We start from the raw sequence: 26,769 nt of genomic DNA on the forward strand, positions 1-26,769 counted from the left end.
CCGTACCCCCGCCGCACCACCCCCACCGAGGAGCAGTCCATGGCCGCCGCCGCACCGTCCACCGCCTCCCGCATCGCCGTCGTCACCGGTGCGAGCAGCGGGATCGGCGCCGCGACCGCCCGGGAACTCGCCGCGGCCGGCTACCGCGTGGTCCTGACCGCCCGCCGCAAGGACCGCATCGAGGCACTCGCCGAGGAGATCACCCGCGCGGGCGGCTCCGCCGCGGCCTACCAGCTGGACGTCACCGACCGCGCCGCCGTCGACGAGTTCGCCACCGCCTTCCGGACGATCGGCGTGCTCGTCAACAACGCAGGCGGCGCACTCGGCGCCGACCCCGTCGCCACCGGCGACCCCGCCGACTGGCGCACCATGTACGAGACGAACGTCCTCGGCACCCTGAACGTCACCCAGGCGCTCCTCCCCCAGCTCGTGGCGAGCGGCGACGGCACCGTGGTCGTGGTGTCCTCCACCGCCGGACTCGGCACCTACGAGGGCGGCGCGGGCTACGTCGCCGCCAAGCACGGGGCGCACGTCCTCGCCGAGACCCTCCGCCTGGAGATCGTCGGCCAGCCGGTCCGGGTCATCGAGATCGCCCCCGGCATGGTGAAGACCGACGAGTTCGCCCTCACCCGCTTCGGCGGCGACCAGGACAGGGCGGCCAAGGTCTACCAGGGCGTCGCCGAACCCCTCACCGCCTCCGACGTCGCCGAGACGATCACCTGGGCGGTGACCCGCCCCAGCCACGTCAACGTCGACCTCCTCGTCCTGCGCCCCCGCGCCCAGGCGTCGAACACCAAGGTCCACCGCGAGCTCTGAGCCCACCGCGGCGCCCCCGGACGCAGGGGCGCCGCCGCACGCGGTCAGGGACCCGGGCAGCCCGGATCGTCGACGATCACCGCGTGGGCCGGGATGATGACGACGTCGTCGTCGTCCTCGGCCTGCACGAACTTCGTCGTGGCATAACCCCGCCGGCCCTTCCCGACGCACTTCGTCGCCAGGTTCCCGAACCCGTCCGGGAAGTTGTGGACCTCGGCCGGGGTGTCCTCCCCGGCCTGCCCGGCCACCGGGGCGTCGGCCTTGCCCCGCTCGTCGTAGTACTCCTGCGAGCACCCGCCGAGCAGCAGCGCGAGGGCGCACGCGACGCCGACCGCGGTCAGCCGCCGCATGTCTTGTCCTGGACGATCTGCACGTTGGACGGACCGGTCGCGTTGGTCGTCACGTACGCCCGGTACCCGTGCCCCACGCACTTGGTGGCCAGGTTCCCGAAACCGTCGGGCATGTTGAACACCTCGGCGGGCGTGTCGTCACCGGCCTTCCCCTGCACCGGGGCGTCCCCCTTGCCGCGCTTGTCCTCGTACTCCTGGGAACAGCCGGCCAGCGTCCCGACGGCCAGCAGCACCAGCCCCGCGGCCCAGACTCCCGCACGCATCCGCTTGCGCTCCATTGCAGAACCCCCGTTCTCTCCTGCCCCCGTGCCCCCGTGGGCCCGCGTGTCGCATCCCTGTTCGAGCAAGCGCGGAGGTGCCTCTGAAGACACCAGAGCGCCCCGCTCCGGTTCCCGGGCCGCCGTAAGGTCTGGTCCGTGGACCGACACATACCGTTCGAGACCTTGCACAACTTCCGTGACCTGGGCGGATATCGCGCCGGAACCGGTCACCGGATCCGCCCGGGACGCCTGTTCCGCGCCGACTCCCTCGGCAAGCTCACCACCGGCACCCCGGACTGGGACCGCTTCCTCGCCCTCGGCATCGGCACCGTGATCGACCTGCGGCACCCCCGGGAGATCGAGGCACGGGGCCGCATCCCCCGGCACGACTCCTTCGCCTACCGGAACCTCAGCATCGAGCACCGCCCCTACGACCAGGCGGCGCTGACCCCGGACCTCGACCCCGGCCCCTACCTCTGCGCGCGCTACATGGAGGTCGCCGAGGACGGCGTCGAGGAGATCGCGACGGCACTGCGCCTGGTGGCCGAGGCGGAGGCGAGCCTGGTCTTCCACTGCGCCTCCGGCAAGGACCGCACCGGCCAGCTCGCCGCCCTGATCCTCGCCCTCCTCGGCGTCCCGGACGAGACGATCATCGAGGACTTCAGCCTGACCGAACTGGCGACCCGGGCGCTGCTGGACGACTGGCGAGCCCGCAACGGCGGCCGCTCCCCGGCCTGGCCGGCCTTCGGCCGCGCCCCCGAGGCGGCGATGCGCCTGTTCCTGGCGGCCCTGCGCGAGCGCCACGGCTCGGTGGAGGCGTACGTGACGCACGCCCTGGGCCTGGACGCGGCCGAACTGTCCGCCGCGCTGCGCTCCCGTCTCCTCGAACCGCTCCCCGCCACCTGGCCGGAGCCGGTCCACCGCCGAGCCGCCCCCGCCGACGCCGCCCTCCTGGTCCGCCTGCGCGACACGGCCGCCCTGTGGCAACTGGCCCGCGGCATCCGGCAATGGCAGCCGGGCGAGAAGACCGAGGCGCACTTCCTCGACCGCATGAGCGAGGGCGAGGTATGGCTGGCGCACACCGGAGCCGCGCTCACGGGCGCCTACGAACTCTGGTGGGACGACCCGGCGGCCTGGGGCCCCCGGCCGCCCGAGGCGGGCTACGTCCACCGCCTGATGACGGCCCCCCACACCGCCCCGCCCGGCGCCGGCCGCATGCTGCTGGCCCACGCCGAGTCCCGCATCAGCGCCGCCGGCCGCCCCTACGCCCGCCTCGACTGCCTCTCCTCCAACCCCCGCCTGCGCACCTACTACGAGGCGGCCGGCTACACGGTCGTCGGCGAACAACGCGCGAAGGACGGCGGCACAGGCAGCCCCTACGCGGTGACACTGCTGGAGAAACGACTCGCGTGAACCTGCGGACGAGGCCCCCGCTCACGGGAGCCTCGTCCGCTCAGCCCTTCACACAGATGAACTGCTTCAGCTTGGCCACCACCTCGACCAGGTCACGCTGCTGGTCGATGACCTGCTCGATCGGCTTGTAGGCGCCCGGGATCTCGTCCACGACGCCGGAGTCCTTGCGGCACTCCACGCCCCGCGTCTGCTCCTCCAGGTCCTTCGTCGAGAAGCGGCGCTTGGCCGCGGTCCGGCTCATGCGCCGACCCGCTCCGTGCGAGGCCGAGTTGAAGGCCTTGTCGTTGCCCAGGCCCTTCACGATGTACGAGCCCGTGCCCATCGAGCCCGGGATGATCCCGTACTCGCCCGAACCGGCCCGGATCGCGCCCTTGCGCGTGACCAACAGGTCCATGCCCTCGTAGCGTTCCTCCGCCACGTAGTTGTGGTGGCAGGAGATCTCCGGCTCGAAGGTCGGCTTCGCCTTCTTGAACTCCTTGCGGACCACGTCCTTCAGGAGCGCCATCATGATGGTGCGGTTGTACTTCGCGTACTCCTGCGCCCAGTAGAGGTCGTTGCGGTAGGCCGCCATCTGCGGAGTGTCCGAGATGAAGACGGCGAGATCGCGGTCGACCAGGCCCTGGTTGTGCGGGAGCTTCTGGGCCACGCCGATGTGGTGGTCCGCCAGTTCCTTGCCGATGTTGCGGGAACCGGAGTGCAGCATGAGCCAGACCGACCCGTCCCCACTAGTGCAAAGTTCAACGAAGTGATTCCCGGAGCCCAGCGTCCCCATCTGCCTGCCCGCCCGTTCGCGGCGGAACCTGACCGTCTCCGCGACGCCGTCGAACCGGCCCCAGAAGTCGTCCCAGCCGCCGGTGGCCAGACCGTGCAACTGCCCCGGATCCACGGGGTCGTCGTGCATCCCCCGCCCGACCGGAACAGCCTGCTCGATCTTCGAGCGCAGCCGGGACAGGTCCCCCGGCAGATCGTTCGCCGTCAACGACGTCTTGACCGCCGACATCCCGCACCCGATGTCGACCCCCACCGCCGCCGGACAGACGGCCCCGCTCATGGCGATGACCGAGCCGACCGTCGCGCCCTTGCCGTAGTGGACGTCCGGCATGACCGCCAGGCCCTTGATCCACGGCAGGGCGGCCACGTTGCGCAGCTGCTGCAGTGCGCCCTCCTCGACCGAGGCAGGGTCGGCCCACATACGGATGGGCACCTTCGCGCCCGGCATTTCCACGTACGACATATGACCTCATTCCCCCGGAAAAACAACAAAAGTTGTGAGTCGCAAAACCGGTGCCGAGGTCGGCCGAAACGGACGGCGGACCGGCATCCACGGTGGTGCGTGCGATACACATTGTCTGCAGGGACCGACCTCGCCCGGCAAGCGATTAACCAGCGGGGACGCGGGCCCGGAGACCGAACATCCCGAAGTGACCGTCGAGAGGAGCCGACCGTGCAGCGGAAGGCCTACGTACCCGGCGTCGTCGCGCTCCTCGCGGCGCTGCTGGCCGGCTGCACCGGCGGCGCGGACGACACCGGCTCGGACGACAACTCCAACCCGGGCGAGGCCAACACGTCGACGCCCGCCGCCCGGCCGGGCAAGTACGCCACGCTGCCGGAGGCGTGCGGCGTGGTGAGCCAGGCGACGCTCGACTCCCTGCTTCCCGGCATCCAGCAGCTCACCGACGCGACGCGACGCCAAGCGGCCTATGCCGGCGAGGCGACGCTGACCTACGACACGGACCGCAAGGTGGGGTGCCGTTGGAAGGTGGAGTCGACGGACGCCACCGATCATCTCCTCGTCGACCTCGAGCGGGTCGTCTCGTACGACAACGCGGTGAGCGACGACTCCCAGGCGGAGACGCTCTTCGCGAAGAAGGTGACGGCGGCCGACCTGCCGGCGCCCGTCGCGTCCGCCACGGCCGGCGTGTCGCCCTCCACGAGTGCCACGGGTTCCCCGAGCGCCGGGGCCTCGTCCTCGTCGACGGCCGGCGCCTCCTCCGTCTCTCCGTCGGCCTCCTCGCCGTCGGCCTCGGCATCGGCATCGGCCTCCTCGACGGTCGCGCCCGCCGATCTGCAGCCCCGGCTGCTGGACGACCTCGGCGACGAGGCGTTCATCGACGACGCCCTCGGGAGTTCCGGTTCGACCGTCGCACAGCGGACGGTGACTGTGGCGTTCCGCACGTCGAACGTCATTGTGACCATCCAGTACGAGGAGCAGCCGGCGACGCTCGGCGTGACGCCGGACAGTGAGGAAATGCAGGACAAGGCCCGGAAACTGGCCGCGCAGTTGGTCGACTCACTGGCCGGCTGACGTCCGTCGGGGGCGGTTCGCGCCCCGTCCGTGAAGCCTTCGAAGCACAACCGCACAGAGTCTTCACCGCGTACCGTGGCCCCTCGGACCCGATCCGACCGCAGGAACCACGAGCGTCATGAGTGAAGGAACCATGCAGCGACGAGCCCAGCGAGACGGCCAGTTCAACCAGCGCGAGGAGCGTGACGAGCGTGCGAGGCGCACGGGAGGGCTCAACCGCCTCCTGGCAGCCGCGGTCGCCGTCCCGGTGATGCTGATCGCCGCGGGCTGCTCCTCGGACTCCGGCTCGGACGACGCCTCGAAGGACGCCGGCGCCTCCACCGGTCCCGCTGCGGACTCCGCCGTGAGCGCCGCGCCCACCGTGCAGGCCGCGGCGTACAAGAAGCTGCCGGAGGCGTGCGCGGTGCTGTCGAAGAAGACGCTGACCGAGCTGGTGCCGAAGGGGGTCACCTCCGGCAAGGCGGGGACGACGGGGGACACCGCGGACCGGGCGAGCTGTTCGTGGTCGAGCCTGGCCAACAACGGGGTGAAGGGGTCGCAGTTCCGCTGGCTGAACGTGTCGCTGCTGCGTTTCGAGTCGGACGCGACGACCGGCGACGGCGAGTCGCAGGCGAAGACGTACTACGCGAAGCAGGTCAAGGACTCCCAGGCGGTGGCGGGCGCGACGAACGCCAAGTCGCAGGCGGCCCCGGGGACGGGCGACGAGGCGACGCTGGTGCGTTACGACCTGAAGAAGACCGAGGGCGCCTTCAAGCAGCAGACGGTGGTGGCGCGGGTGGAGAACGTCGTCGTCACGCTGGACTACAACGGGGCCGGCCTGGCGGGCGACAAGGCGCCGAGTGGGGATGCGCTGGCGGCCTCGGCGCAGAAGGCGGCGAAGGAAGCGGTGGTGTCGGTGCGGTCGGCCAACGGCGTTGGCGGCGGCGGGAGTTCGCAGGGTTCGTCGGCGGGTTCGTCGGCCGGCTCGGCCTCCCCGTCCCCGTCGAAGTCGGCGTCCGTCTCGCCGGGCCAGGGGGTTTCGCTGCCGTCGTCGACGACCCCGAAGGCGACGGCGTCCAAGGAGGCCGCGGCGGCTCCGAAGGCGACCGCCTCCGCGAAGAGCTGACGGTCCGGAAAGGCGTGCGCCGCACACATGTGCCACCCTGTTGCGCGCAAGAGCACGCAAGGGGAGGGGAGTACGGGTGTCCGAGCGAATACAGCTGACCCGGACGCACCGCGTTCTCATCGGCGTGGTCGTGACCGGCGCTGTGATCATCGCCGGCATCGGCTTCGCCGGTTCGTACGCGGCCGTCCGTGAGCTGGCCCTGGAGAAGGGCTTCGGGAACTTCTCGTATGTGTTCCCGATCGGCATCGACGCGGGTATCTGCGTCCTGCTGGCCCTGGATCTGCTGCTGACGTGGATCCGCATTCCGTTCCCGCTGCTGCGGCAGACGGCGTGGCTGCTGACCGCGGCGACGATCGCGTTCAACGGTGCGGCGGCGTGGCCGGATCCGCTCGGCACCGGCATGCACGCGGTGATCCCGATCCTGTTCGTGGTGTCGGTGGAGGCGGCCCGGCATGCGATCGGCCGGATCGCGGACATCACGGCGGACAAGCACATGGAGGGCGTGCGCATCACGCGCTGGCTGCTCTCCCCCGTGCCGACGTTCCTGCTGTGGCGCCGGATGAAGCTGTGGGAGCTGCGTTCCTACGACCAGGTGATCAAGCTGGAGCAGGAACGTCTCGTCTACCGGGCGAGGCTGCGTTCGCGCTTCGGCCGTGCCTGGCGGCGCAAGGCGCCGGTGGAGTCGTTGATGCCGCTGCGGCTGGCCCGGTACGGCGTCCCGCTGGCCGAGACCGCTCCGGCGGGCCTGGCGGCGGCGGGGATAGAGCCCGCGCTGCTGCCCCCGATGCCGGCCCAGGCGCAGGCCCCGTCGCAGCAGCAGGCGCAGGTGCAGGCGTCGGCCCCGGCTCAGCTGCAGGGGCCGGCGGCGCCGGAGTCCCAGCAGAGTCCGCAGGAGCTCGCGGCGGGCTTCGGACGGCAGCCGCAGCAGCAGCCCCGGCAGGCACAGCAGCCCGGGCAGCCTGGGGCACCCGGGGCGCCCGGGGAGGAGCAGAGCCCCTGGTTCCAGGCGATGCCTCACGAGGTCACCTACCAGGGCGGTTACGACCCCACCTACGACCCCTCGGAGCAGTACGCCCAGTGGTACGAGGAGCAGCAGCAGGCGGAGCAGTACCAGGAGCAGTACCAGGAAGAGCCCCCGCTGCAGGAGCCCTCCCCGGAGGAGACCGGTTCCTTCCCGATCCCGGTGGGCCCGGGGCGCAGCCGTGAGCTGGGCGGGGGCGGTGGGACTCCGCTCGTCGAACCGGACGAGGAGGCGTACTACCAGGTCTTCAAGCAGTCGATAAGCAGCGGCGGCTACCCGACGCCGAGTCAGTTCAGCGACGACGTGGAGGCGACGTTCGGCGGTCCGCTGCTCGACGCCGAGGCCAAGCGCATGGTGATGCGCTTCCAGAACCGTCACGCGGCGGAACTCGAAGAGGACCACATCGCCTAGGGCGGATCACGCCCATGAGCCGCCCGGTCGGTCACGACGGCGAACGACGGCGGACGACGACGGAGGGGGCGCCCGGTGTCAGCACCGGGCGCCCCCTCCGTCGTCCGACCGGGCCCCCTCCGTCGTCCCGCTCGGTCTACTCCCCGAGCAGGGCCCGTACCCGGTCCTGGCCGACGGCCAGCAGCAGGGTGGGCAGCCGGGGGCCGGTGTCGCGTCCGACCAGCAGGTGGTAGAGCAGGGCGAAGAACGTACGCTGGGCGGTCTTGATCTCCGGCGGGAGTTCCTTGGGCGTGGCGTCGGCGGAGAAGCCGGCCTGCACCTTGGGGACGCCGTAGACGAGATGGGTGAGACCGTCGAGGGACCAGTTGGCGGCGAGGCCGTCGAGGAGGAGCCGCAGGGACTGCTGGGAGGCCTCGTCGAGGGACTTGAGCAGTTCGGCGTCCGGTTCCCTGCGCACGATGGTGCGCTGGTCGGCGGGGACGTGCGTGTTGATCCAGGCCTCGGCCCTGTCGTACCGGGGCCGGGCCTCGTCCAGGGTTGCGAGCGGGTTGTCCGGGTCGAGCTCGCTCAGGATGCGCAGGGCCTGCGCCTGTTCGCCGGCGGTGATGTCGGCGACGGAGGCGAGGGTGCGGTAGGGCAGCGGCCGCGGGGTGCGCGGCAGCTCCGCGCCGGCGGTCCGCACCGCACGCGCGTGTGCGGCGACGTCGGCGGGCAGGGCGGAGCCGTCGGCGACCTTGCCGTCGAGCTTGTCCCACTCGTCGTAGAGCCGCTGGATCTCCTGGTCGAAGGCGATCTTGAAGGACTGGTTGGGGCGGCGGCGGGCGTAGAGCCAGCGCAGGAGCTGCGGCTCCATGATCTTCAGCGCGTCGCCGGGGGTGGGCACGCCGCCCTTGGACGACGACATCTTCGCCATGCCGCTGATGCCGACGAAGGCGTACATGGGCCCGATGGGCTGCTTGCCGCCGAAGATGCCGACGATCTGGCCGCCGACCTGGAAGGACGAGCCCGGGGAGGAGTGGTCGACGCCGGAGGGCTCGAAGACGACGCCCTCGTAGGCCCACCGCATCGGCCAGTCGACCTTCCAGACCAGCTTGCCGCGGTTGAACTCGTTGAGCCGGACGGTCTCCGAGAAGCCGCAGGCGGTGCAGGCGTAGGTCAGTTCGGTGGTGTCGTCGTCGTAGGAGGTGACGGTGGTGAGGTCCTTCTCGCAGTTGCCGCAGTAGGGCTTGTACGGGAAGTAGCCGGCGGTGCCGGAGGAGCCGTCGTCCTCGTCGGCCGCGCCGGAGCCCTCGGCGGCTTCCAGCTCGGCCTCGTCGAGGGGCTTCTGCTGCTGCTTCTTCGCCGGGGCCTTCTTGGTGCGGTACTGGTCGAGGATCGCGTCGATGTCGGCGCGGTGCCTGATCGCGTGCAGGATCTGCTCGCGGTAGACGCCCGAGGTGTACTGCTCGGTCTGGCTGATGCCGTCGAAGTCGACGCCGAGTTCGGCGAGGGACGCGGTCATCGCGGCCTTGAAGTGCTCGGCCCAGTTCGGGTGGGACGAGCCCTGCGGGGCCGGGACCGAGGTCAGCGGCTTGCCGATGTGCTCGGCCCAGGAGTCGTCGACGCCCGCGATGCCCTGGGGGACCTTGCGGTAGCGGTCGTAGTCGTCCCAGGAGATGAGATGGCGCACCTGGTGTCCACGGCGGCGGATCTCGTCGGCGACGAGGTGCGGGGTCATGACCTCGCGGAGGTTGCCGAGGTGGATGGGGCCGGAGGGGGACAGTCCGGAGGCGACCACCACAGGTTTGCCGGGGGCCCGACGCTCCGACTCTTCGATGACCTCGTCCGCGAAACGGGAGACCCAGTCGGTGGTCTCGGTGCTCTGAGCCACGATCGGCACGTCCTTCTTTCTCCGGGGCAGCCGGTACGGTCGACGGCTGGAGCCCCCATTCTCCCAGCTCCGCCCGCAACCGCGAAAACACCTTTACGAGACCGTGCCCCGACCCCCCGGCCCGGCGTCGCCCCGGCCCCGGCTCCCGCGCCCGGACAACCCCTTTGCCCCGCGTGGGATACTGGCGACGTCTACCGATCCCACGAGGAGAACGGCTCCCACCCCATGACCTCGGTCACGTCGCTCACCGATCTCGTCCATCAGCGCCTCGCGAACGCCCTCTCGGCCACCCTGCCGGAGGCCGGTGCGGACCCGCTGCTGCGACGAAGCGACCGGGCCGATTTCCAGGCCAACGGCATTCTGGCGCTGGCCAAGAAGGCGAAGGCGAACCCGCGGGAGCTGGCGACGCAGGTCGTGGCGAACGTGGTGTCGGGTGAGGTGATCCGGGAGATCGAGGTCTCGGGCCCCGGCTTCCTCAACGTCACGGTCACCGACGAGGCGATCACGCGGAACCTGGCGGAGCGCTACGCCGACGACACGGCCCGCCTCGGCGTGCCGCACGCGGCGCGGCCCGGCACGACGGTCATCGACTACGCCCAGCCCAACGTGGCGAAGGAGATGCACGTCGGTCACCTGCGCTCCGCGGTGATCGGCGACGCGGTGGTCCGGATCCTGGAGTTCACGGGCGAGGCGGTCGTGCGCCGGCACCACATCGGCGACTGGGGGACCCAGTTCGGCATGCTCATCCAGTACCTGGACGAGCATCCGCACGAGCTGGACCACAAGGGCGCCGAGGTCAGCGGCGAGGAGGCGATGTCGAACCTCGACCGTCTCTACAAGGCGGCCCGCCGGCTCTTCGACTCGGACGAGGAGTTCAAGACCCGTGCCCGTCGCCGGGTCGTGGACCTCCAGGCGGGCGACCCGGCAACCCTCGCGGCCTGGCAGAAGTTCGTCGACGAGTCCAAGATCTACTTCTTCTCCGTCTTCGAGAAGCTGGACATGGAGATCCGGGACGAGGACATCGTCGGCGAGTCGGGCTACAACGACATGCTGCACGAGACCTGCCGTCTGCTGGAGGAGTCCGGGGTCGCGGTCCGCTCGGAGGGCGCGCTGTGCGTGTTCTTCGACGACATCAAGGGCCCGGACGGCAATCCGGTGCCGCTGATCGTCCAGAAGTCCGACGGCGGCTTCGGCTATGCGGCGACGGACCTGTCGGCGATCCGCGACCGGGTGTTCCAGCTGAAGGCGGACACGCTGCTGTACGTGGTGGACGCCCGTCAGTCGCTGCACTTCAGGATGGTGTTCGAGACGGCGCGCCGGGCCGGCTGGCTGGGCGACGACGTGAAGGCGCACCAGTTGGCCTTCGGCACGGTCCTGGGCAAGGACGGCAAGCCGTTCAAGACCCGTGAGGGCGAGACCGTGCGGCTGGTGGACCTGCTGGACGAGGCGGTCGACCGGGCGACGGCCGTGGTCGGCGAGAAGCGCGAGAAGGTCGGCCTGACGGACGAAGAGGTCGTGGAGAACGGCCGGTTCGTGGGCATCGGGGCCGTGAAGTACGCCGACCTGTCGACGTCGGCGGTGCGGGACTACAAGTTCGACCTGGACCAGATGGTCTCGCTGAACGGCGACACGTCCGTGTACCTCCAGTACGCGTACGCCCGTATCCAGTCGATCCTGCGCAGGGCGGGCGACGCCCGGCCCGCCGCCCGTCCGGAGCTGGCGCTCGCTCCGGCGGAGCGGGCGCTGGGTCTGCACCTGGACCGGTTCGGGGAGACGGTCGCGGAGGTCGCGGCGGCGTACGAGCCGCACAAGCTCGCCGCGTACCTGTACCAGTTGGCCTCGCTGCTCACGACGTTCTACGACCAGTGCCACGTGCTGTCGCCCGACAACGCGCCGGAGGTAGTGGAGAACCGTCTGTTCCTCGTGGACCTCACCGCCCGCACGCTGCACCGCGGGATGGCGCTGCTGGGCATCCGGACGCCCGAGCGGCTCTGAGGAACCGCCGTCACGCACGGGTGACGCCCCGCCGGGCCGCATGCGCGCGGCTCGGCGGGGCGTCCGCGGGTCAGCAGGGGTAGAGGTCGCTCATGTCGTTGGCGAACCGCTTGAACGCGGCCTTGGTGTTCGTGCCCGCTTTCCCGTCGATGCTGTCGTTGTAGTCCCACCCGAAGGCCAGCATGCGCTGCAGCGCGCGGATCGTGTTCGGGCCCGGGTCGCCGTCGATGCTGTCGTTGTAGTCCCAGTACTCGCGGAGCCAGCGCTGCATCGCCTTCCAGCTGTTGGTGCCGAGCTCTCCGTCGATGCCGCCGGTGTAGCTGGCCGGGGCGGTCCGCAGCAGGCACTGCACGTTCTTGGCCTGCTGGGTGCTGAGGCCGAAGTTCTGCGTCGCGAGGATCGCGGCCTGGGCGCTCACGGCCGCCTGTGAGGTGCCGGCGGTGTCCGCGGCGGTGGCCGCGCCGGCGCCCGCCAGGGTTCCGGCCGCGATCCCGACGGCTGCGGTGAAGCCGACGAGCGTCTTGGTCAGGGCTCGCATTCTGTCCCCTCCGATGGTTGGTGGCCGGCCGCAGCGGCCGGCTCGGCAACGAGACTGGGGGTGCGCGGCGCCGCTCGCCACGGTCGCCGGAGAACTGACGTCCCCACGGGACGACCGCCACGCCGACCTGCGAGGACGTGACGTTCCGGGACGTGTCGGCGGGACGGCCGCGGCGGCGGGCGGGGACCGGATGTCAGTGGCTGCCCGTACAGTCGCCGGCATGGCGACTCTTCCCAACCCGCTGCCGGGGCTCGCGTCCGATCCGAGCGGGCGCTCCCTCGGGCTGCAGCTTCCTCCGGGGACACTGATCGACGCGACCGACGAGGGCCCGTGGCACGAGCCGTTGCTGTGGCATGCGCAGCGGTCGGCCGCTTCGGGCAACTGGGCCGCGCTCGGCGGGAGTTCGGCGCGGGCCGGGCTGCTGCCGGTGCTGGTCGACCTGGGCGGCTCCCGAGGTGGCCCGCAGGACTGGGAGTTGACGCCCGGTCAGATGTCGTACCCGGGCGACCACGACGCGGAGGACGTGCTGGCGGAGTTCTGGGAGGAGTGCGCGGCCGACGGCGAGGAGTGGCCGGGCCTGGCCGACGGCCTCACCCTCGCCTCCGACCCGGACGCGCGCGCCGCGCAGGTCGCCGACGCGCTGGCCGGCGAGAGCGGTTCCCTCTTCGCGGCTCCCCACCTCGCCCTGGTCCCGGCGCGCCGCAGCGCGGACGTGCCCGCGGCGATCGGCTGGACGGGCCCGGCCAACCACGAGAACGACACGGCTCGGCTGTGCGCGGTGCTGCGCTCGTGGGAGGACCGCTTCGGCATACGGGTCGTCGGGCTCGGCTTCGACGTGCTCGTGCTCTCCGTGGCCGCACCGCCCGCCACGCCCGCGGAGGCGGCGGCGGTGGCCGCCGAGCACTTCGCGTTCTGCCCGGACAACGTCCTGCAGGACGAGGGAGACCTGGCGTCCTACGCGAAACGGCTCGTCGGCGAGCACGCCTGGTCCTTCTGGTGGGACTGACGGCGCTCCCCCACACCCGTCACCCCTTGATTCCGCGCTCCAGCCTGCGCAGTCCCTCCGCGATCTCCTGCGGCGTCTGCGTCACGAAGCACAGGCGCAGGGTCGAGCGGTCGGGGTCGCCCGCGTAGAAGGGGGCGCCGGGCACATAGGCCACGTCCTGGGCGACGACCTGCGGGAGGAGGGCCGTGGTGTCGTACGCGTCGGGGAGGCGGGCCCAGAGGAACATCCCGCCCTCCGGCGTGTTCCACACCGACCCGTCCGGCAGCGCCTCGCCCAGCCCCGCCAGCATGGCGTCGCGCCGTTCGCGGTACACGGCGGCCACCCGTCCCACATGGGCGTCGAGGTCCTCGACGGCCAGGTAGCGGGCGGCGGCGAGCTGGTTGACGGTCGGCGTGTGCAGGTCCGCGGCCTGCTTGGCGACGACGCAGGCCCGCAGCAGTTCGGCGGGGGCGCGCAGCCAGCCCAGCCGTATGCCGGGGGCCATGACCTTGGAGAAGGAGCCGAGCAGCACCGTGCGGTCGCGGGCGTCGGGGTGGGCGGCGATCCAGGGCACGCGTGCGCCGTCGTAACGGAGTTCGCCGTAGGGGTCGTCCTCGACGATCCACAGGCCGTGCCGGGCGGCGACGGAGGCGAGGGCGGCGCGGCGTCCTGCGGGGAGGGTGCGGCCGGTGGGGTTCTGGAAGGTGGGAACGGTGTAGAGCAGTTTGGGGCGTTCGCGGACGACGAGGTCCGCGAGCGCCTCGGGGTCGGGGCCGTCCGCGTCGCCGGGCACGGCGAGGATCCGCGCGCCCGCCAGTCCGAAGACCTGGAGGGCGGCCAGATAGCAGGGGGCCTCGACGAGGACGGTGTCGCCGGGGTCGAGCAGCGCGCTCGCCAGCAGGGACAGCGCCTGCTGGGAGCCGGTGGTGACGAGGAGGTCGTCCGCGGCGGTGGGCAGCCCGCGGGCGGTCGTCCGGGCGGCGAGCCGTTCCCGCAGGGCGGGTTCGCCCTCGGTCGTGGAGTACTGCAGGGCCCGCGCCGGGGCCTCTTCCAGGACGTGGCGGAACGCGGCGGCCACGCCTTCGCGGTCGAACAGCTCGGGCGCGGGCAGCCCGCCCGCGAAGTTGATCACCTCGGGGCGGGCGGTGACGGCGAGGATGTCCCGCACGGGTGAGCCGCCGATCGACCGGCTGCGGGCGGCGAGCGGGGGAACCGAGCGGGGCGCGGACACGGATGCGACAGTCATGCCCGCACCCTAAGGAGATACGTGCCGCCTACACCTGGGTTTCTGACATATGGACGGCCCGGGAACCCGGACCCTTCCGCCGCCGAGGTGTCCGCACCCGGCGGGCACGGGCTCGGGCAGCTCGGCAGGCGCTCGGGCGTCCCACACCCCGTCCCGTACCGGCGGCGTTTTCGCAGGTCGGACGCCATGGGACCGCTGCGGCGTCCCGAATCGGGCCACGGATGTGGAAGGCGCGAGCCGTACGGCGCAGGCTTGCCCCATGCCCACTCGCCCCGCTCCCCCCACCCGGCGTCGCGTCCGTCTGCTCGCCGTCGCGCTCACCGCCGCCGCGGCCCTCACCCTCACCGCGTGCCGTGACGGCGAGGGCCTGCGCGACGAGGGCCCGTCCAGCTCCAGCACCCTGACCGGCTCCGGCCCGGTGACCGGCTCGGGCGCCCTGACCGGCTCGGGCCCCGGCTCAGGTGACCGGAGCTAGCGCAGTTTCCGGGCCGCCTCGGTGGCCCAGTAGGTGAGGATGTTCCGGGCGCCGGCTCGCTTGATCCCGGTCAGCGTCTCGAGGATCGCCCGGTCACGGTCGATCCAGCCCTTCTCGGCGGCGGCCTCGATCATGGAGTACTCGCCGGAGATCTGGTAGGCGGCGACCGGCACGTCCACGGCGTCGGCGACCCGGGCCAGGATGTCCAGGTAGGGGCCGGCCGGCTTGACCATGACCATGTCCGCGCCCTCCTCCAGGTCGAGGGCGAGCTCGCGCATCGACTCGCGGAGGTTGGCCGGGTCCTGCTGGTAGGTCTTGCGGTCGCCCGTCAGCGAGGAGCCGACGGCCTCCCGGAACGGCCCGTAGAAGGCGGACGCGTACTTGGCGGTGTACGCGAGGATCGAGACGTCCTCCCGCCCGATCTGGTCGAGCGCGTCGCGGACGACCCCGATCTGGCCGTCCATCATCCCGCTCGGCCCCACCACATGGGCGCCCGCGTCGGCCTGCACCTGCGCCATCTCCGCGTACCGCTCGAGGGTGGCGTCGTTGTCGACGCGCCCCTCGTCGTCCAGCACGCCGCAGTGCCCGTGGTCGGTCGTCTCGTCCAGGCACAGGTCGGACATGACGAGCAGGTCGTCCCCCACCTCGGCGCGGACGTCGCGGATGGCGACCTGCAGAATCCCGTCCGGATCGGTCCCCGGCGTCCCGAGGGCGTCCTTCTTGGACTCCTCCGGCACCCCGAACAGCATGATCCCGGAGATCCCCGCCTCGACGGCCTCCAGCGCGGCCTTCTTCAGGCTGTCCCGCGTGTGCTGGACGACCCCCGGCATCGAAGTGATCGGCACCGGCTCGCTCACGCCCTCCCGCACGAACGCGGGCAGGATGAAGTCGGCCGGATGCAACCGCGTCTCCGCGACCATGCGTCGCATGACCGGAGTGGTGCGCAGCCGCCGGGGACGCGTCCCGGGAAAGGATCCGTACTTCGTCATGCGCCCTACGCTACGCCCGGCCCGCGCCCCCGTTTGCCGACGCCCAGTCGGCCCAGGGCGGGGCGCCCCGCCTCCGCCCGGCTTCCACGGCGCCGCGGGACGAGACCCCCGTCGGGAGAGACGCCGTCGGCCAGGTCCCCTTCGACGGGGTCCCTTCGACGGGGTCCCCTTCAGGGCCGTAGCGGGGTCCCGGGGGCCGCAGCCCCCGGGACGGTCACCCCGCCGCTCAGGTCGCGCGCCTCCGGCGCGCGCCCGGACGGCGCTCGCTCGGGCGGCTGACCGGGTCCCCGGCCTCCTGGGCCGCCGCGCGCCGGCGCAGACCGAAGTCGGCCAGCGCCTCGGCGAGCTTGTGCACCGACGGCTCGGGAGCCATCACGTCGACCCGCAGCCCGTGCTCCTCGGCCGTCTTGGCGGTCGCCGGGCCGATGCACGCGATGACGGTGACGTTGTGCGGCTTGCCCGCGATGCCCACCAGGTTGCGCACGGTGGACGACGACGTGAAGAGCACGGCGTCGAAACCGCCGCCCTTGATCGCCTCACGCGTCTCCGCCGGCGGCGGCGAGGCCCGAACGGTCCGGTAGGCGGTGACGTCGTCGACCTCCCAGCCCAGCTCGATGAGCCCGGCCACCAGGGTCTCGGTGGCGATGTCGGCACGCGGCAGGAACACCCGGTCGATCGGGTCGAAGACGGGGTCGTAGGGCGGCCAGTCCTCGAGGAGCCCGGCGGCCGACTGCTCGCCGCTCGGCACCAGGTCCGGCTTCACGCCGAAGGCGATCAGCGCCTTCGCGGTCTGCTCGCCCACCGCGGCCACCTTGATGCCCGCGAAGGCACGCGCGTCGAGCCCGTACTCCTCGAACTTCTCCCGCACCGCCTTGACGGCGTTGACGGAGGTGAACGCGATCCACTCGTAGCGTCCGGTCACCAGGCCCTTGACCGCGCGCTCCATCTGCTGGGGCGTGCGCGGCGGCTCGACGGCGATCGTCGGCACCTCGTGCGGCACGGCCCCGTACGACCGCAGCTGGTCGGAGAGCGACACCGCCTGCTCCTTCGTGCGCGGCACGAGGACCTTCCAGCCGAACAGCGGCTTGGACTCGAACCACGACAGCTGGTGGCGCTGGGCGGGGGCGGAACGCTCTCCGACCACCACTATCACCGGCCGGCCGCCCTCCGGGGAGGGCAGCACCTTCGCCTGCTTCAGCGTCTGGGCGATCGTGCCGAGCGTCGCCGACCACGTCCGCTGCCGGGTCGTCGTGCCCGCCACGGTGACCGTCATCGGCGTGTCCGGCTTACGGCCCGCCGAGACCAGCTCGCCCGCGGCCGAGGCCACCGAGTCGAGGGTCGTCGACACGACGACGGTGCCGTCGGAGGCGCCGACCTCGGTCCAGCAGCGGTCCGAGGCCGTGCGCGCGTCCACGAACCGGACGTCCGCGCCCTGTGCGTCACGCAGCGGCACACCGGCGTACGCGGGCACACCGACGGCGGCCGCGATGCCGGGGACCACCTCGAAGGGAACGCCGGCGGCAGCGCACGCGAGCATTTCCTCCGCCGCGTACGTATCCAGTCCCGGGTCCCCGGACACCGCACGGACGACCCGCCTGCCGCCCCGCGCGGCCTCCATGACAAGATGTGCGGCATCGCGCACAGCGGGTGCCTCAGCGGTTGTTGACGTGCCGTCAACGATCGTCGGACGGGGTGCGCCCGTGAGCGGGAGCGGGTCCGGCGAAGGACCCGCGTCCGCGTTCACGACGGCGACCCCCGGCCTGGCGTGCGTCCGCACGACGTCGAGCACCTCGTGCTCGGCGACGAGGACGTCCGCGTGCGCCAGCGCCTCCACGGCGCGCAGAGTCAGCAGTCCCGGATCCCCGGGTCCGGCACCCAGGAAGGTGACGTGCCCGTGTTCAGGACCGGCGGCTGGAAGGGCGGTGGGGCTCACTGTGCTCGCTCCCCCATCAGACCGGCCGCGCCCTGGGCGAGCATCTCGGCGGCGAGTTCGCGACCGAGCGCCATTGCCCCGTCGTGCGTCTCGGGCACGGGACCGGTGGTGGACAGCTGCACCGTACGAGCGCCGTCGGTGGTGCCGACGACGCCGCGCAGGCGCATCTCCTTGACAATCTGCCCGTCGGCCAGAAGGTCGGCCAGCGCGCCCACAGGGGCGCTGCAGCCGGCCTCCAGGGCGGCGAGCAGGGACCTTTCGGCAGTGACGGCGACCCGGGTGAAGGGGTCGTCGAGTTCGCCGAGCGCGGCGATCAGCGCTGCGTCGTCCGCGGCGCATTCGATCGCCAGTGCTCCCTGGCCGGGAGCGGGCAGAACCGTGTCTATCGACAGGAAGTCGGTGACCTCGTCGATGCGGCCGATGCGGCTCAGGCCGGCCGCGGCCAGCACCACCGCGTCCAGCTCGCCGTCGTGCACGTACCGAATCCGGGTGTCGACGTTCCCGCGTATCGGGACCGTCTCGATGTCCAGCCCGTGGGCGCGTGCGTACGCGTTCAGCTGGGCCATGCGACGGGGCGAGCCGGTGCCGATGCGCGCCCCGCGCGGCAGGTCGGTGAACTTCAGCGCGTCCCGGGCGACGATCACGTCGCGGGGGTCCTCGCGCACCGGCACGGCGGCCAGGACCAGGTCCTCGGGCTGCGTGGTGGGGAGGTCCTTCAGCGAGTGAACCGCGAAGTCGACCTCACCCCTTGCCAGCGCTTCGCGCAGCGCGGTCACGAATACGCCCGTGCCGCCGATCTGCGCCAGCTGCTCTCGGGAGACGTCGCCGTAGGTGGTGATCTCGACGAGTTCCACGGGCCGTCCGGTCACCCGGCTCACGGCGTCCGCGACCTGCCCGGACTGGGCCATGGCGAGTTTGCTGCGCCTCGTCCCCAGTCTCAGTGCCTTACTCATGCCGCTCATGCCGGCCCTCGGTTCTGTGCGTTCTTCTCGGTGCTGTCCTCGGCCCGGGACACGGCAGCCACCGTTTCCTGGTCGAGGTCGAACAGGGTCCGCAGCGCGTCCGCGTACCCGGCGCCGCCGGGCTCGGCCGCGAGCTGCTTGACCCGTACGGTCGGCGCGTGCAGCAGCTTGTCGACGACGCGCTTGACGGTCTGCGTGATCTCCGCGCGGTGCTTGTCGTCCAGGCCGGGCAGCCGCCCGTCCAGCCGGGCCATCTCGCCGGCCACGACGTCGGCGGCCATGGCGCGCAGCGCGACCACGGTGGGGGTGATGTGCGCGGCCCGCTGTGCGGCGCCGAAGGCGGCGACCTCGTCGGCGACGATCCGCCGCACCTGGTCGACGTCGGCGGCCATCGGCGCGTCGGCGGAGGCCTCGGAGAGCGACTCGATGTCGACCAGCCGCACCCCGGCGAGTCGGTGCGCGGCCGTGTCGACGTCCCGCGGCATCGCGAGGTCGAGCAGGAAGAGGACGGGCTGCGGCCGCGCCGGCACGGCGACCGGCTCGGGCCTGCGGCGCTCGGGGATGCGGCCGACGGCGGCGGCGGTCGCGGCGAGCGCGGTGATCAGCTCGGCGTCGGTCTCGGGGCTGCGGCGGGCGACGAGCCGGCGGTCCACGGCCGCGTTGTCGACCCAGGCGGCGTGCTGCTCCAGCGTGGCGGCGTCCATGCCGGCGACGGCGGCCTCCCCCATCACGGAGAAGCCGGACTGCTGCACGGCGGACTGCTGCACGGCGGACTGCTGCGCGGCGGCCAGGTCGAGCGGGCAGTTCTCGTCCGCGCCGACCGAGGTGGGCGGCAGCGGCTGTACGTCCGGGGCGGCGCTCTCCTCGGCGAAGGCGGCGGGCGCCCCGGTACGGCCCTCGACGGCGGCGGCGACCGCTTCCGCCGTCAGGACCAGGCCCGTCGCGCCGGTACAGGAGACGGCCACGTCGGCACGTGTCAGCTCGGCCGGCACCGATTCCATCGGTACCGCGCGGGCCGACACGTCCGCCGTGCCGCCGCCCTCCGTCAGTATCTGGGCGAGCCGCTCGGCGCGGTCGAGGGTGCGGTTGGCGACCACCAGCTCGGTGATCCCGGCGCGCGCCAGGGTGGCGGCGGCCAGCGAGGACATGGAGCCGGCGCCGATGACGAGGGCGCGCTTGCCCCGGGCCCAGTCCCGCACGTCCTCGCCCGCGGCCAGCTGCTCCAGGCCGAAGGTGACCAGGGACTGCCCGGCGCGGTCGATGCCGGTCTCGGAGTGGGCGCGCTTGCCGACCCTGAGGGCCTGCTGGAACAGGTCGTTCAGCAGCCGTCCGGCGGTGTGCAGCTCCTGCGCCCGGGCCAGCGAGTCCTTGATCTGCCCGAGGATCTGCCCCTCGCCGACGACCATGGAGTCCAGCCCGCAGGCCACCGAGAAGAAGTGGTGGACGGCACGGTCCTCGTAGTGCACGTAGAGATAGGGAGTGAGCTCCTCGAGGCCGACGCCGCTGTGCTGGGCGAGCAGCGTGGAGAGCTCGGCGACGCCCGCGTGGAACTTGTCCACGTCGGCGTACAGCTCGATCCGGTTGCAGGTGGCGAGGACGGCGGCCTCGGCGGCGGGTTCGGCGGCGACCGTGTCCTGGAGCAGCTTGAACTGGGCGTCCGTGGACAGCGAGGCGCGCTCCAGCACGCTCACGGGGGCGCTGCGGTGGCTCAGTCCGACGACGAGGAGGCTCATGCCGGCATCACGGCGGGCACGTCCCCGTCGGGTCCCTGGTCGGTGGAGGCGTCGCGGCCGACGGGCGCGGGGGCGGCGGCGTCGCTCGCCGCGGCCTCCTCGACGGCCTTGCGCTGCTCGTGGAAGGCGAGGATCTGCAGCTCGATGGAGAGGTCGACCTTGCGCACGTCGACGCCGTCCGGCACGGACAGCACGGTCGGCGCGAAGTTCAGGATGGAGGTGATGCCGGCGGCCACGAGCCGGTCGCAGACCTGCTGGGCGACGCCGGGCGGGGTGGTGATGACGCCGATGGAGACGCCGTTCTCGGAGATGATCTTCTCCAGGCCGTCGCTGTGCTGCACGGCGATCCCGGCGACCTGCTTCCCGGCCATCGCGAGGTCGGCGTCGATGAGCGCCGCGACCCGGAAACCGCGCGAGGCGAACCCGCCGTAGTTGGCGAGCGCCGCGCCGAGGTTTCCGATGCCGACGATGACGACCGGCCAGTCCTGGGTGAGGCCCAGCTCACGCGAGATCTGGTAGACGAGATACTCGACGTCGTAGCCGACACCGCGCGTTCCGTAGGAACCCAGGTAGGAGAAGTCCTTGCGCAGCTTCGCGGAGTTGACCCCCGCGGCGGCTGCGAGCTCCTCGGAGGAGACCGTGGGCACCGAGCGCTCCGACAGTGCGGTCAGCGCGCGGAGGTACAGCGGAAGGCGGGCGACGGTGGCCTCGGGAATCCCTCGGCTACGGGTCGCCGGTCGGTGAGTTCGGCCAGTTGCCACGGTGCTCCTGCGGGTAGAGCGGGGCTGCAGGCGGTCACATGTTCCCAGACCGCCCCGTCGAGTGCAGGCTATGTCTTTGTGAACGCGTGCACAAAGATGGTGTCCGATTTGCCCGGCCAACGTGACCGGGGTCACGCGCGTCATTACAGGGGGCAAAACCGTCACTCTCCTCGTGAATCCCGCCCCCGAGACCAAAGCGCCATCGATCCTAAGCGACGTCCGGTACGTCCTTGTACTGCTCGGTCAGTTCTCATCCGGTCAGCTCCTTGCGGAGCCGCCCCTCGTCCACCCGCCAGAAGGTGTGCTGCCTGCCGTCCACCAGGACCACCGGAATCTGCTCCCAGTACTGCTCGTACAGCTCACGGTCGTCGGCGATGTCCTTCTCCTCCCAGGGCACGCCGAGGTCCGCGCAGACCCGCGCGACCACCTGCTCCGCGTCGTCACACAGATGGCAGCCCGCCTTGCGGATGAGAGTGACCGACCGCTCGTGCGCGTCGGCCCTGCGTCGGAAGAGGGGAGTCATGACGCCATTGTCGCGCTCGCGGCGACGGGACGGCCGCGAGTGTTCACACACTGCCAACCTCATCGATCCGGAACCGCCGAACAGACTGGCTATGCTCACGCCATGGCCGCTCTAGGATGGCTCACTCCCCGTAGGCGTTCCGCCACGGCGCGGAGCGTGTTGGCAGGCGAGGCCTCGGCCGAGGCAGCCCGCAAGTCCACCCAGGAAGCCCTGGACTCCCAGGACGTCCTGGACACCTCGGACCGGGAACCGCCGTTCCCGGTGCACGGCGACGCGATGGCCGCCGCCTTCTTCGACCTCGACAACACCGTGATGCAGGGCGCCGCGCTCTTCCACTTCGGCCGCGGCCTGTACAAACGGAAGTTCTTCGAGACCCACGACCTGGTCCGCTTCGCCTGGCAGCAGGCGTGGTTCCGGCTGGCCGGCGTCGAGGATCCCGAGCACATGCAGGAGGCCCGCGACTCGGCCCTGTCGATCGTCCAGGGCCACCGCGTCTCCGAGCTGATGTCGATCGGCGAGGAGATCTACGACGAGTACATGGCCGAGCGCATCTGGCCGGGCACCCGCGCACTGGCCCAGGCCCACCTGGACGCCGGCCAGAAGGTGTGGTTGGTCACAGCCGCCCCTGTGGAGATCGCCCAGGTGATCGCCCGCCGGCTCGGCCTCACCGGCGCGCTGGGCACGGTCGCGGAGTCGGTCGACGGCGTCTACACCGGCAAGCTGGTGGGCGAGCCCCTGCACGGCCCGGCCAAGGCGGAGGCGGTGCGCGCGCTGGCGGCGGCGGAGAACCTCGACCTCTCGCGCTGCGCCGCGTACAGCGACTCCCACAACGACATCCCGATGCTCTCCCTGGTCGGCCACCCCTACGCCATCAACCCGGACGCCAAGCTGCGCAGGCACGCCCACAGCCTCGACTGGCGGCTGCGCGACTACCGCACCGGCCGCAAGGCGGCGAAGGTCGGCATCCCGGCGGCGGCGGGCGTCGGCGCGGTGGCGGGCGGCACCGCGGCGGCGATCGCCCTGCACCGGCGCCGGCGATGAGCTGAACCGGCGCACGGCGACGAGCCACGCGGGGACGAGCCGCGCGGCGACAAGGCACGGGCTGAGCGAGACAGGGCGGCCGGGCGGTACGACACCGCCCGGCCGCCGCGTTTTCCGCCCGGCCGCCGCATTTCCCGCGCCGGCACCCGCGCGCGTCCGGCGCCGCTCCGACGCCGGAACCCCGCCGCTGTCCGTCACACCGGCGACAACACCCCACACCCACGAGCAAACGCGACCAATCCGACGGTCATACCCGCGTAACCCCGTATCCAGTCCCGTTGTCCGCGCACCGCCACAACACGCCCTGGACCGACCCGAAACTCGAACTGTTTCGATCAACAATCGTTCAGCCTGCATCACTTGATCGAGCGCCAATAGGCCACAGAAGCGACGTAATCGATGATTTGAGCAACTCGGCGTAGCAGGCCCTGTACGAAGCGTTATTCTCCTCAGACGCAATCCGGTACCCCTCCTGTCGCTACGACGGGTGAAAGGTTCCGCACTGCACGTGATGGAAGCTCTGCCTCTGGGAGTCCCGTGTACCCACACGTCGGGGTTGACACCTCGGGCCTGGCTACGCTGCGCGCAACGGTCGCTATGGTCCAGGACCTGTTGCGCGGCTTCGTCCCCACCGCGTACGCCGGCCCCGCCTTCGCCACCGCCGCTCCGGCGGGCCCCTGCTACGCACTGGCGGAAGGCAGCGCCGCGGTCGGCAGAAGAGGGCGCTCGACCAGCGGCGCGAGCACCGCCACCCGCCGACCGGCCGCCGACAGCGACAGCGCCCGGATGATGGACCTCGTCGAACGCGCTCAGGCCGGCGAGGCCGACGCCTTCGGGCGGCTGTACGACCAGTACAGCGACACCGTGTACCGCTACATCTACTACCGGGTGGGCAGCAAGGCGACTGCCGAGGACCTCACCAGCGAGACGTTCCTGCGCGCCCTGCGCCGCATCGGGACGTTCACCTGGCAGGGCCGCGACTTCGGCGCCTGGCTCGTCACCATCGCCCGCAACCTCGTCGCCGACCACTTCAAGTCGAGCCGTTTCCGGCTCGAGGTGACCACCGGCGAGATGCTCGACGCCAACGAGGTCGAGCGCTCCCCCGAGGACTCCGTCCTGGAGTCCCTGTCCAACGCCGCACTGCTGGACGCGGTGCGGCGGCTCAACCCCCAGCAGCAGGAGTGCGTGACGCTCCGGTTCCTGCAGGGCCTCTCCGTCGCCGAGACCGCTCGGGTGATGGGCAAGAACGAGGGCGCCATCAAAACCCTCCAGTACCGGGCCGTCCGCACCCTCGCCCGGCTGCTGCCGGAAGACGCCCGCTGACCGCCCCCGCCCGCAGATCACTGTCGGCGTTCCCCAACTCACGTTCAGTGAAAGTCCGTTGCCTTCCCGATCCGATCATCCGCAGTCCGTAACCCAAGTGCCGCGCCAGTCGTTGTGCGGGATACAGGCTCCCTGTGGTCACGTCCTGCCCGACCCCGATCACTCGATCGGGTGCAACCGGTACAGGGCGTGCAACCCTCAGTACCCCAGGGGAGTCGACCGTCATGACGAGAGGAGGTGCCGCCCGTGATCGCGAACGTATCGGCGCACCGGCGGGCGAACGCCTTCGCCCAGGCCCTGGAGGAGCAGTCCGACCAGGGCACGGCGGCCGAGCAGACCGAAGGATCACCGCCGGCGCCGGCCGCTGCGGACCAGACCGGGCAGGGCCAGCTGCTGGCCCTCGCCACGAGTCTCGCCGAGCTGCCCAAGCCGGAACTCGATCCCGAGGTCAAGGTCGTCCAGCGGGCCCAGTTGGTCGCAGCGATGGAGGCCATGCTGCAGGCTGGCACCGCGGGAGGCGAGGCGGCGGACCTGTCGGTCCCCGAACAGCGATCCCACCGGGGCAGGGGCACACACCGGGCCGGCCCTCTGGGCAAGTTCCGGCCGCGTTCCCGCCTCGCCAGGGGCCTCACCGCGGGCGGCCTCAGCGTCGGCGTCGCGGCGGGAGCCTTCGGCGGAGTCGCCGCCGCGAGCTCCGACGCCCTGCCGGGCGACGGGCTCTACGGGCTGAAGCGCGGGATCGAGGACTTCAAGCTCAACTACCTGGCCGACGGTGACGACGAACGCGGTCGCACCTACCTCGACCAGGCCTCCACCCGGCTCGGCGAGGCCCGTAGGCTCATGGAACGGGGCCGCAGCGGCGACCTCGACCACGAGTCCCTCGGCGAGATCCGGCGCGCCCTGAACGGCATGCAGCACGACGCGTCGGAGGGTCATCGCCTCCTCCACGAGGCGTACGCGCACAACCCCGACTCGCTGGGCCCCATCCAGGCCCTCGAAGCGTTCTCCCGCTCGCACCGCGAGGCCTGGGGCGCTCTGCGCGAGCGGCTCCCGGTCCAGCTCGGGGACGTCAGCCAGCAGGTCTCGTCGGTCTTCGAGGCCATAGACGACGAGGTCGCCCCGCTGCAGTCCCTGCTTCCGCGGCCCCCCGCCGCGGGCGGCCGCGACAGCCGTCACGGCACCGGGTCGGCGTCCACCGGCAGCTCCGCGGACACCGGCCGCGCGAGCACACCGGGCAGCGGCAAGGACACGTCCGACGACACCGGGGGCGACACCGGCAGCCCCAGCAGGTCCGCCACCTCCGGGACGGACGACGACGGCCTCCTCGGCGGAAACACCGGCGGCCTCCTCGACCCCCCGAAGGACACCGGCGGCACCGCCCCGACCACCAACCCGCCGCTCACCCGGCCCGACGTCACCCTCCCGCCCCTCCTCCCCGGCCTCCTGCCGGGCCTCGGCATCGACGGCGAGGACGCGGAGTAACACCACCGCACACGGCGATGGGGGCGCACCTTCTCGGAAGGTGCGCCCCCATCGCCGTGCCGCCGCGCAACGGCCGGCGGGACGGCGGGACAGGCGACGAAACAGCCGACGAAACGGCCGACGAGACAACCGGCGAACGGCTAGAAGAACACCGAGCGCCGCTGCACCAGCAGCTTGTAGAGCGTGTGCTGGATCTGCTCGCGTACCTGGTCCGTGAGGTTGAACATCAGCATCGGATCCTCCGCCGCCTCCGGCGGATAGCCGTCCGTCAGGATCGGCTCGCCGAACTGGATCGTCCACTTCGTCGGCAGCGGAACCGCGCCCAACGGGCCGAGCCACGGGAACGTCGGCGTGAGCGGGAAGTACGGGATGCCCAGCACCCGGGCCAGCGTCTTGGCGTTGCCGATCATCGGGTAGATCTCCTCGGCCCCGACGATCGAGCAGGGAATGATCGGGACGCCCTTGCGCAGGGCCGTCGAGACGAAGCCGCCCCGGCCGAACCGCTGAAGCTTGTACCGCTCGTTGAACGGCTTCCCGATGCCCTTGAAGCCCTCCGGCATCACCCCGACGAGCTCGCCCTGGCCGAGCAGCCGTTCGGCGTCCTCCGCACAGGCCAGGGTATGCCCCAGCTTGCGCGCCAGCTCGTTGACGACCGGCAGCACGAAGACGAGGTCAGCGGCGAGCAACCGAAGATGACGGCCCGCCGGATGCTGGTCGTGGACGGCGACCTGCATCATCAGGCCGTCCAGCGGCAGCGTCCCGGAGTGGTTGGCGACGATCAGCGCCCCGCCCTCGGCCGGGATGTTCTCGACGCCCTTCACCTCGACCCGGAAGTACTTCTCGTACAGCGGCCGCAGCAGGGACATCAGGACCTGATCGGTCAGCTCCTCGTCGTAGCCGAAGTCGTCGACCTCGTAGTCGCCCGTGAGCCGGCGGCGCAGGAAGGACAGCCCGCCCGCGATCCGCCGCTCCAAACCGGCCCCGGCCTCGTAAGGCCCTTCCTCACCCGTCACAGGAACATCATCCAGCCCGGCCGCCCCCGTGTGCAGGGGCTGGACCTCGCCGACCGGCCCGTTCTCACCGGCCTCGCCGATTTCCAGGACCTGCGCGGGCTCGCCGTTCTTGCGCCGGCTCCCCGCACCCCGTCGCCGGGACGGCCGCGCCACGGCGCTCCCCCGGGACCGGTCGTCGTCGAACGGAATGACCTTGGCGTCCGCCATCGTTGATGCGCT

Annotated in this window: 24 protein-coding genes; 11 read left to right on the forward strand and 13 right to left on the reverse strand. The window is 71.7% G+C overall.

The features are described 5' to 3' along the window. Positions 1-39: 39 nt before the first annotated feature. On the forward strand, positions 40-816 hold the full coding sequence (locus tag OHS82_RS18680) for an SDR family NAD(P)-dependent oxidoreductase (protein ID WP_057583623.1): 777 nt from the start codon (positions 40-42) through the stop codon (positions 814-816). Positions 817-860: 44 nt separating this feature from the next. Here the strand turns inward: OHS82_RS18680 and OHS82_RS18685 are convergent, their stop codons facing one another. Together OHS82_RS18685 and OHS82_RS18690 are read right to left on the reverse strand one after the other, a co-directional pair. Further along, on the reverse strand, positions 861-1,166 hold the full coding sequence (locus OHS82_RS18685; RefSeq protein ID WP_057583621.1) for a hypothetical protein: 306 nt from the start codon (positions 1,164-1,166) through the stop codon (positions 861-863). Further along, positions 1,154-1,429 (reverse strand): hypothetical protein, encoded by a 276-nt coding sequence (locus OHS82_RS18690; RefSeq protein ID WP_157876460.1) that lies wholly within the window; start codon positions 1,427-1,429, stop codon positions 1,154-1,156. Before OHS82_RS18690 ends, OHS82_RS18685 begins: the two co-directional genes overlap by 13 nt. A 153-nt stretch (positions 1,430-1,582) precedes the next feature. On the opposite strand from OHS82_RS18690, the gene OHS82_RS18695 reads away from it, so the two are divergent. Next, complete coding sequence (locus OHS82_RS18695) at positions 1,583-2,839, forward strand: GNAT family N-acetyltransferase (protein ID WP_328434175.1); 1,257 nt, start codon at positions 1,583-1,585, stop codon at positions 2,837-2,839. A gap of 40 nt (positions 2,840-2,879) precedes the next feature. Here OHS82_RS18695 and OHS82_RS18700 read toward each other — a convergent pair whose 3' ends face one another. Further along, complete coding sequence (locus tag OHS82_RS18700; protein ID WP_057583614.1) at positions 2,880-4,073, reverse strand: RtcB family protein; 1,194 nt, start codon at positions 4,071-4,073, stop codon at positions 2,880-2,882. 210 nt (positions 4,074-4,283) lie between these two features. Between OHS82_RS18700 and OHS82_RS18705 the strand changes: the two genes are divergently transcribed. From OHS82_RS18705 to OHS82_RS18715, 3 genes are all read left to right on the forward strand, one after another. Then, positions 4,284-5,144: a DUF3558 domain-containing protein gene (locus OHS82_RS18705; protein ID WP_328434176.1), complete on the forward strand. Its 861-nt coding sequence runs from the start codon at positions 4,284-4,286 to the stop codon at positions 5,142-5,144. Between the two features lie 118 nt (positions 5,145-5,262). Continuing rightward, positions 5,263-6,249, forward strand: a complete 987-nt coding sequence (locus tag OHS82_RS18710) for a DUF3558 domain-containing protein (protein ID WP_328434177.1) — start codon at positions 5,263-5,265, stop codon at positions 6,247-6,249. A 76-nt stretch (positions 6,250-6,325) separates the two neighbouring features. Beyond that, positions 6,326-7,681: a DUF2637 domain-containing protein gene (locus tag OHS82_RS18715; RefSeq protein WP_328434178.1), complete on the forward strand. Its 1,356-nt coding sequence runs from the start codon at positions 6,326-6,328 to the stop codon at positions 7,679-7,681. A 136-nt stretch (positions 7,682-7,817) separates the two neighbouring features. On the opposite strand, the gene lysS is transcribed toward OHS82_RS18715, so the two are convergent. Further along, positions 7,818-9,560, reverse strand: coding sequence for a lysine--tRNA ligase (gene lysS, locus OHS82_RS18720; RefSeq protein WP_057583606.1), 1,743 nt, complete (start codon positions 9,558-9,560; stop codon positions 7,818-7,820). A gap of 216 nt (positions 9,561-9,776) precedes the next feature. On the opposite strand from lysS, the gene argS reads away from it, so the two are divergent. Continuing rightward, complete coding sequence (gene argS, locus OHS82_RS18725; protein ID WP_057583604.1) at positions 9,777-11,546, forward strand: arginine--tRNA ligase; 1,770 nt, start codon at positions 9,777-9,779, stop codon at positions 11,544-11,546. Positions 11,547-11,616: 70 nt separating this feature from the next. On the opposite strand, the gene OHS82_RS18730 is transcribed toward argS, so the two are convergent. Continuing rightward, the gene (locus OHS82_RS18730; protein WP_057583602.1) at positions 11,617-12,084 is read right to left on the reverse strand and encodes a peptidoglycan-binding domain-containing protein; all 468 of its coding nucleotides are present in this window, start codon (positions 12,082-12,084) and stop codon (positions 11,617-11,619) included. 220 nt (positions 12,085-12,304) lie between these two features. Here OHS82_RS18730 and OHS82_RS18735 point away from each other — a divergent pair, with 220 nt between their 5' ends. Then, entirely contained in the window at positions 12,305-13,090 is a 786-nt protein-coding gene (locus OHS82_RS18735) for a DUF4253 domain-containing protein (RefSeq protein WP_057583599.1), read from the forward strand. A 19-nt stretch (positions 13,091-13,109) separates the two neighbouring features. Here OHS82_RS18735 and OHS82_RS18740 read toward each other — a convergent pair whose 3' ends face one another. After that, entirely contained in the window at positions 13,110-14,315 is a 1,206-nt protein-coding gene (locus OHS82_RS18740) for an aminotransferase-like domain-containing protein (protein WP_328434179.1), read from the reverse strand. A 259-nt stretch (positions 14,316-14,574) separates the two neighbouring features. Between OHS82_RS18740 and OHS82_RS18745 the strand changes: the two genes are divergently transcribed. After that, a complete protein-coding gene (locus OHS82_RS18745; RefSeq protein ID WP_057583595.1) occupies positions 14,575-14,790 on the forward strand; it encodes a hypothetical protein in 216 nt (71 codons plus the stop codon). Here OHS82_RS18745 and hemB read toward each other — a convergent pair. The 6 genes from hemB to OHS82_RS18775 form a co-directional block, all read right to left on the reverse strand. Continuing rightward, positions 14,787-15,779: a porphobilinogen synthase gene (gene hemB / locus OHS82_RS18750; RefSeq protein WP_328434180.1), complete on the reverse strand. Its 993-nt coding sequence runs from the start codon at positions 15,777-15,779 to the stop codon at positions 14,787-14,789. The genes OHS82_RS18745 and hemB overlap by 4 nt on opposite strands. Before the next feature lie 226 nt (positions 15,780-16,005). Beyond that, the gene (locus OHS82_RS18755; protein ID WP_057583591.1) at positions 16,006-17,712 is read right to left on the reverse strand and encodes a uroporphyrinogen-III synthase; all 1,707 of its coding nucleotides are present in this window, start codon (positions 17,710-17,712) and stop codon (positions 16,006-16,008) included. Then, complete coding sequence (gene hemC / locus OHS82_RS18760) at positions 17,709-18,665, reverse strand: hydroxymethylbilane synthase (protein ID WP_079041590.1); 957 nt, start codon at positions 18,663-18,665, stop codon at positions 17,709-17,711. Before hemC ends, OHS82_RS18755 begins: the two co-directional genes overlap by 4 nt. 5 nt (positions 18,666-18,670) lie before the next feature. Further along, positions 18,671-20,407 carry a glutamyl-tRNA reductase gene (locus tag OHS82_RS18765; protein ID WP_328434181.1) on the reverse strand — a complete coding sequence of 579 codons (1,737 nt, stop codon included), beginning with the start codon at positions 20,405-20,407 and terminating at the stop codon, positions 18,671-18,673. Beyond that, a complete protein-coding gene (locus OHS82_RS18770; RefSeq protein ID WP_057583585.1) occupies positions 20,404-21,168 on the reverse strand; it encodes a redox-sensing transcriptional repressor Rex in 765 nt (254 codons plus the stop codon). Before OHS82_RS18770 ends, OHS82_RS18765 begins: the two co-directional genes overlap by 4 nt. Positions 21,169-21,418: 250 nt before the next feature. Continuing rightward, positions 21,419-21,691, reverse strand: coding sequence for a glutaredoxin family protein (locus OHS82_RS18775; protein WP_057583584.1), 273 nt, complete (start codon positions 21,689-21,691; stop codon positions 21,419-21,421). A gap of 102 nt (positions 21,692-21,793) precedes the next feature. On the opposite strand from OHS82_RS18775, the gene OHS82_RS18780 reads away from it, so the two are divergent. The 3 genes from OHS82_RS18780 to OHS82_RS18790 all read left to right on the forward strand — a co-directional run bounded on the left by OHS82_RS18780 (position 21,794) and on the right by OHS82_RS18790 (position 25,537). Then, positions 21,794-22,732: an HAD family hydrolase gene (locus OHS82_RS18780; RefSeq protein WP_057583582.1), complete on the forward strand. Its 939-nt coding sequence runs from the start codon at positions 21,794-21,796 to the stop codon at positions 22,730-22,732. A gap of 537 nt (positions 22,733-23,269) precedes the next feature. Next, complete coding sequence (locus OHS82_RS18785; RefSeq protein ID WP_057583580.1) at positions 23,270-24,055, forward strand: ECF subfamily RNA polymerase sigma factor, BldN family; 786 nt, start codon at positions 23,270-23,272, stop codon at positions 24,053-24,055. A 246-nt stretch (positions 24,056-24,301) separates the two neighbouring features. Next, positions 24,302-25,537 (forward strand): DUF5667 domain-containing protein, encoded by a 1,236-nt coding sequence (locus OHS82_RS18790; protein WP_057583577.1) that lies wholly within the window; start codon positions 24,302-24,304, stop codon positions 25,535-25,537. A 140-nt stretch (positions 25,538-25,677) separates the two neighbouring features. Here OHS82_RS18790 and OHS82_RS18795 read toward each other — a convergent pair whose 3' ends face one another. After that, positions 25,678-26,757 (reverse strand): lysophospholipid acyltransferase family protein, encoded by a 1,080-nt coding sequence (locus tag OHS82_RS18795; protein ID WP_328434182.1) that lies wholly within the window; start codon positions 26,755-26,757, stop codon positions 25,678-25,680. Positions 26,758-26,769: the final 12 nt, after the last annotated feature.

It is taken from the genome of Streptomyces sp. NBC_00425 (assembly GCF_036030735.1).
GTDB lineage: Bacteria > Actinomycetota > Actinomycetes > Streptomycetales > Streptomycetaceae > Streptomyces.

What these genes read in the sequence shown, in the direction of transcription:
- OHS82_RS18680 (WP_057583623.1), top strand. Translation starts at nt 40, where the DNA reads ATGGCCGCCGCCGCACCGTCCACCGCCTCCCGCATCGCCGTCGTCACC.
- OHS82_RS18685 (WP_057583621.1), bottom strand. Translation starts at nt 1,166, where the DNA reads ATGCGGCGGCTGACCGCGGTCGGCGTCGCGTGCGCCCTCGCGCTGCTG.
- OHS82_RS18690 (WP_157876460.1), bottom strand. Translation starts at nt 1,429, where the DNA reads ATGCGTGCGGGAGTCTGGGCCGCGGGGCTGGTGCTGCTGGCCGTCGGG.
- OHS82_RS18700 (WP_057583614.1), bottom strand. Translation starts at nt 4,073, where the DNA reads ATGTCGTACGTGGAAATGCCGGGCGCGAAGGTGCCCATCCGTATGTGG.
- OHS82_RS18710 (WP_328434177.1), top strand. Translation starts at nt 5,263, where the DNA reads ATGAGTGAAGGAACCATGCAGCGACGAGCCCAGCGAGACGGCCAGTTC.
- argS (WP_057583604.1), top strand. Translation starts at nt 9,777, where the DNA reads ATGACCTCGGTCACGTCGCTCACCGATCTCGTCCATCAGCGCCTCGCG.
- OHS82_RS18730 (WP_057583602.1), bottom strand. Translation starts at nt 12,084, where the DNA reads ATGCGAGCCCTGACCAAGACGCTCGTCGGCTTCACCGCAGCCGTCGGG.
- OHS82_RS18735 (WP_057583599.1), top strand. Translation starts at nt 12,305, where the DNA reads ATGGCGACTCTTCCCAACCCGCTGCCGGGGCTCGCGTCCGATCCGAGC.
- OHS82_RS18740 (WP_328434179.1), bottom strand. Translation starts at nt 14,315, where the DNA reads ATGACTGTCGCATCCGTGTCCGCGCCCCGCTCGGTTCCCCCGCTCGCC.
- OHS82_RS18745 (WP_057583595.1), top strand. Translation starts at nt 14,575, where the DNA reads ATGCCCACTCGCCCCGCTCCCCCCACCCGGCGTCGCGTCCGTCTGCTC.
- hemB (WP_328434180.1), bottom strand. Translation starts at nt 15,779, where the DNA reads ATGACGAAGTACGGATCCTTTCCCGGGACGCGTCCCCGGCGGCTGCGC.
- hemC (WP_079041590.1), bottom strand. Translation starts at nt 18,665, where the DNA reads ATGAGTAAGGCACTGAGACTGGGGACGAGGCGCAGCAAACTCGCCATG.
- OHS82_RS18765 (WP_328434181.1), bottom strand. Translation starts at nt 20,407, where the DNA reads ATGAGCCTCCTCGTCGTCGGACTGAGCCACCGCAGCGCCCCCGTGAGC.
- OHS82_RS18775 (WP_057583584.1), bottom strand. Translation starts at nt 21,691, where the DNA reads ATGACTCCCCTCTTCCGACGCAGGGCCGACGCGCACGAGCGGTCGGTC.
- OHS82_RS18780 (WP_057583582.1), top strand. Translation starts at nt 21,794, where the DNA reads ATGGCCGCTCTAGGATGGCTCACTCCCCGTAGGCGTTCCGCCACGGCG.
- OHS82_RS18795 (WP_328434182.1), bottom strand. Translation starts at nt 26,757, where the DNA reads ATGGCGGACGCCAAGGTCATTCCGTTCGACGACGACCGGTCCCGGGGG.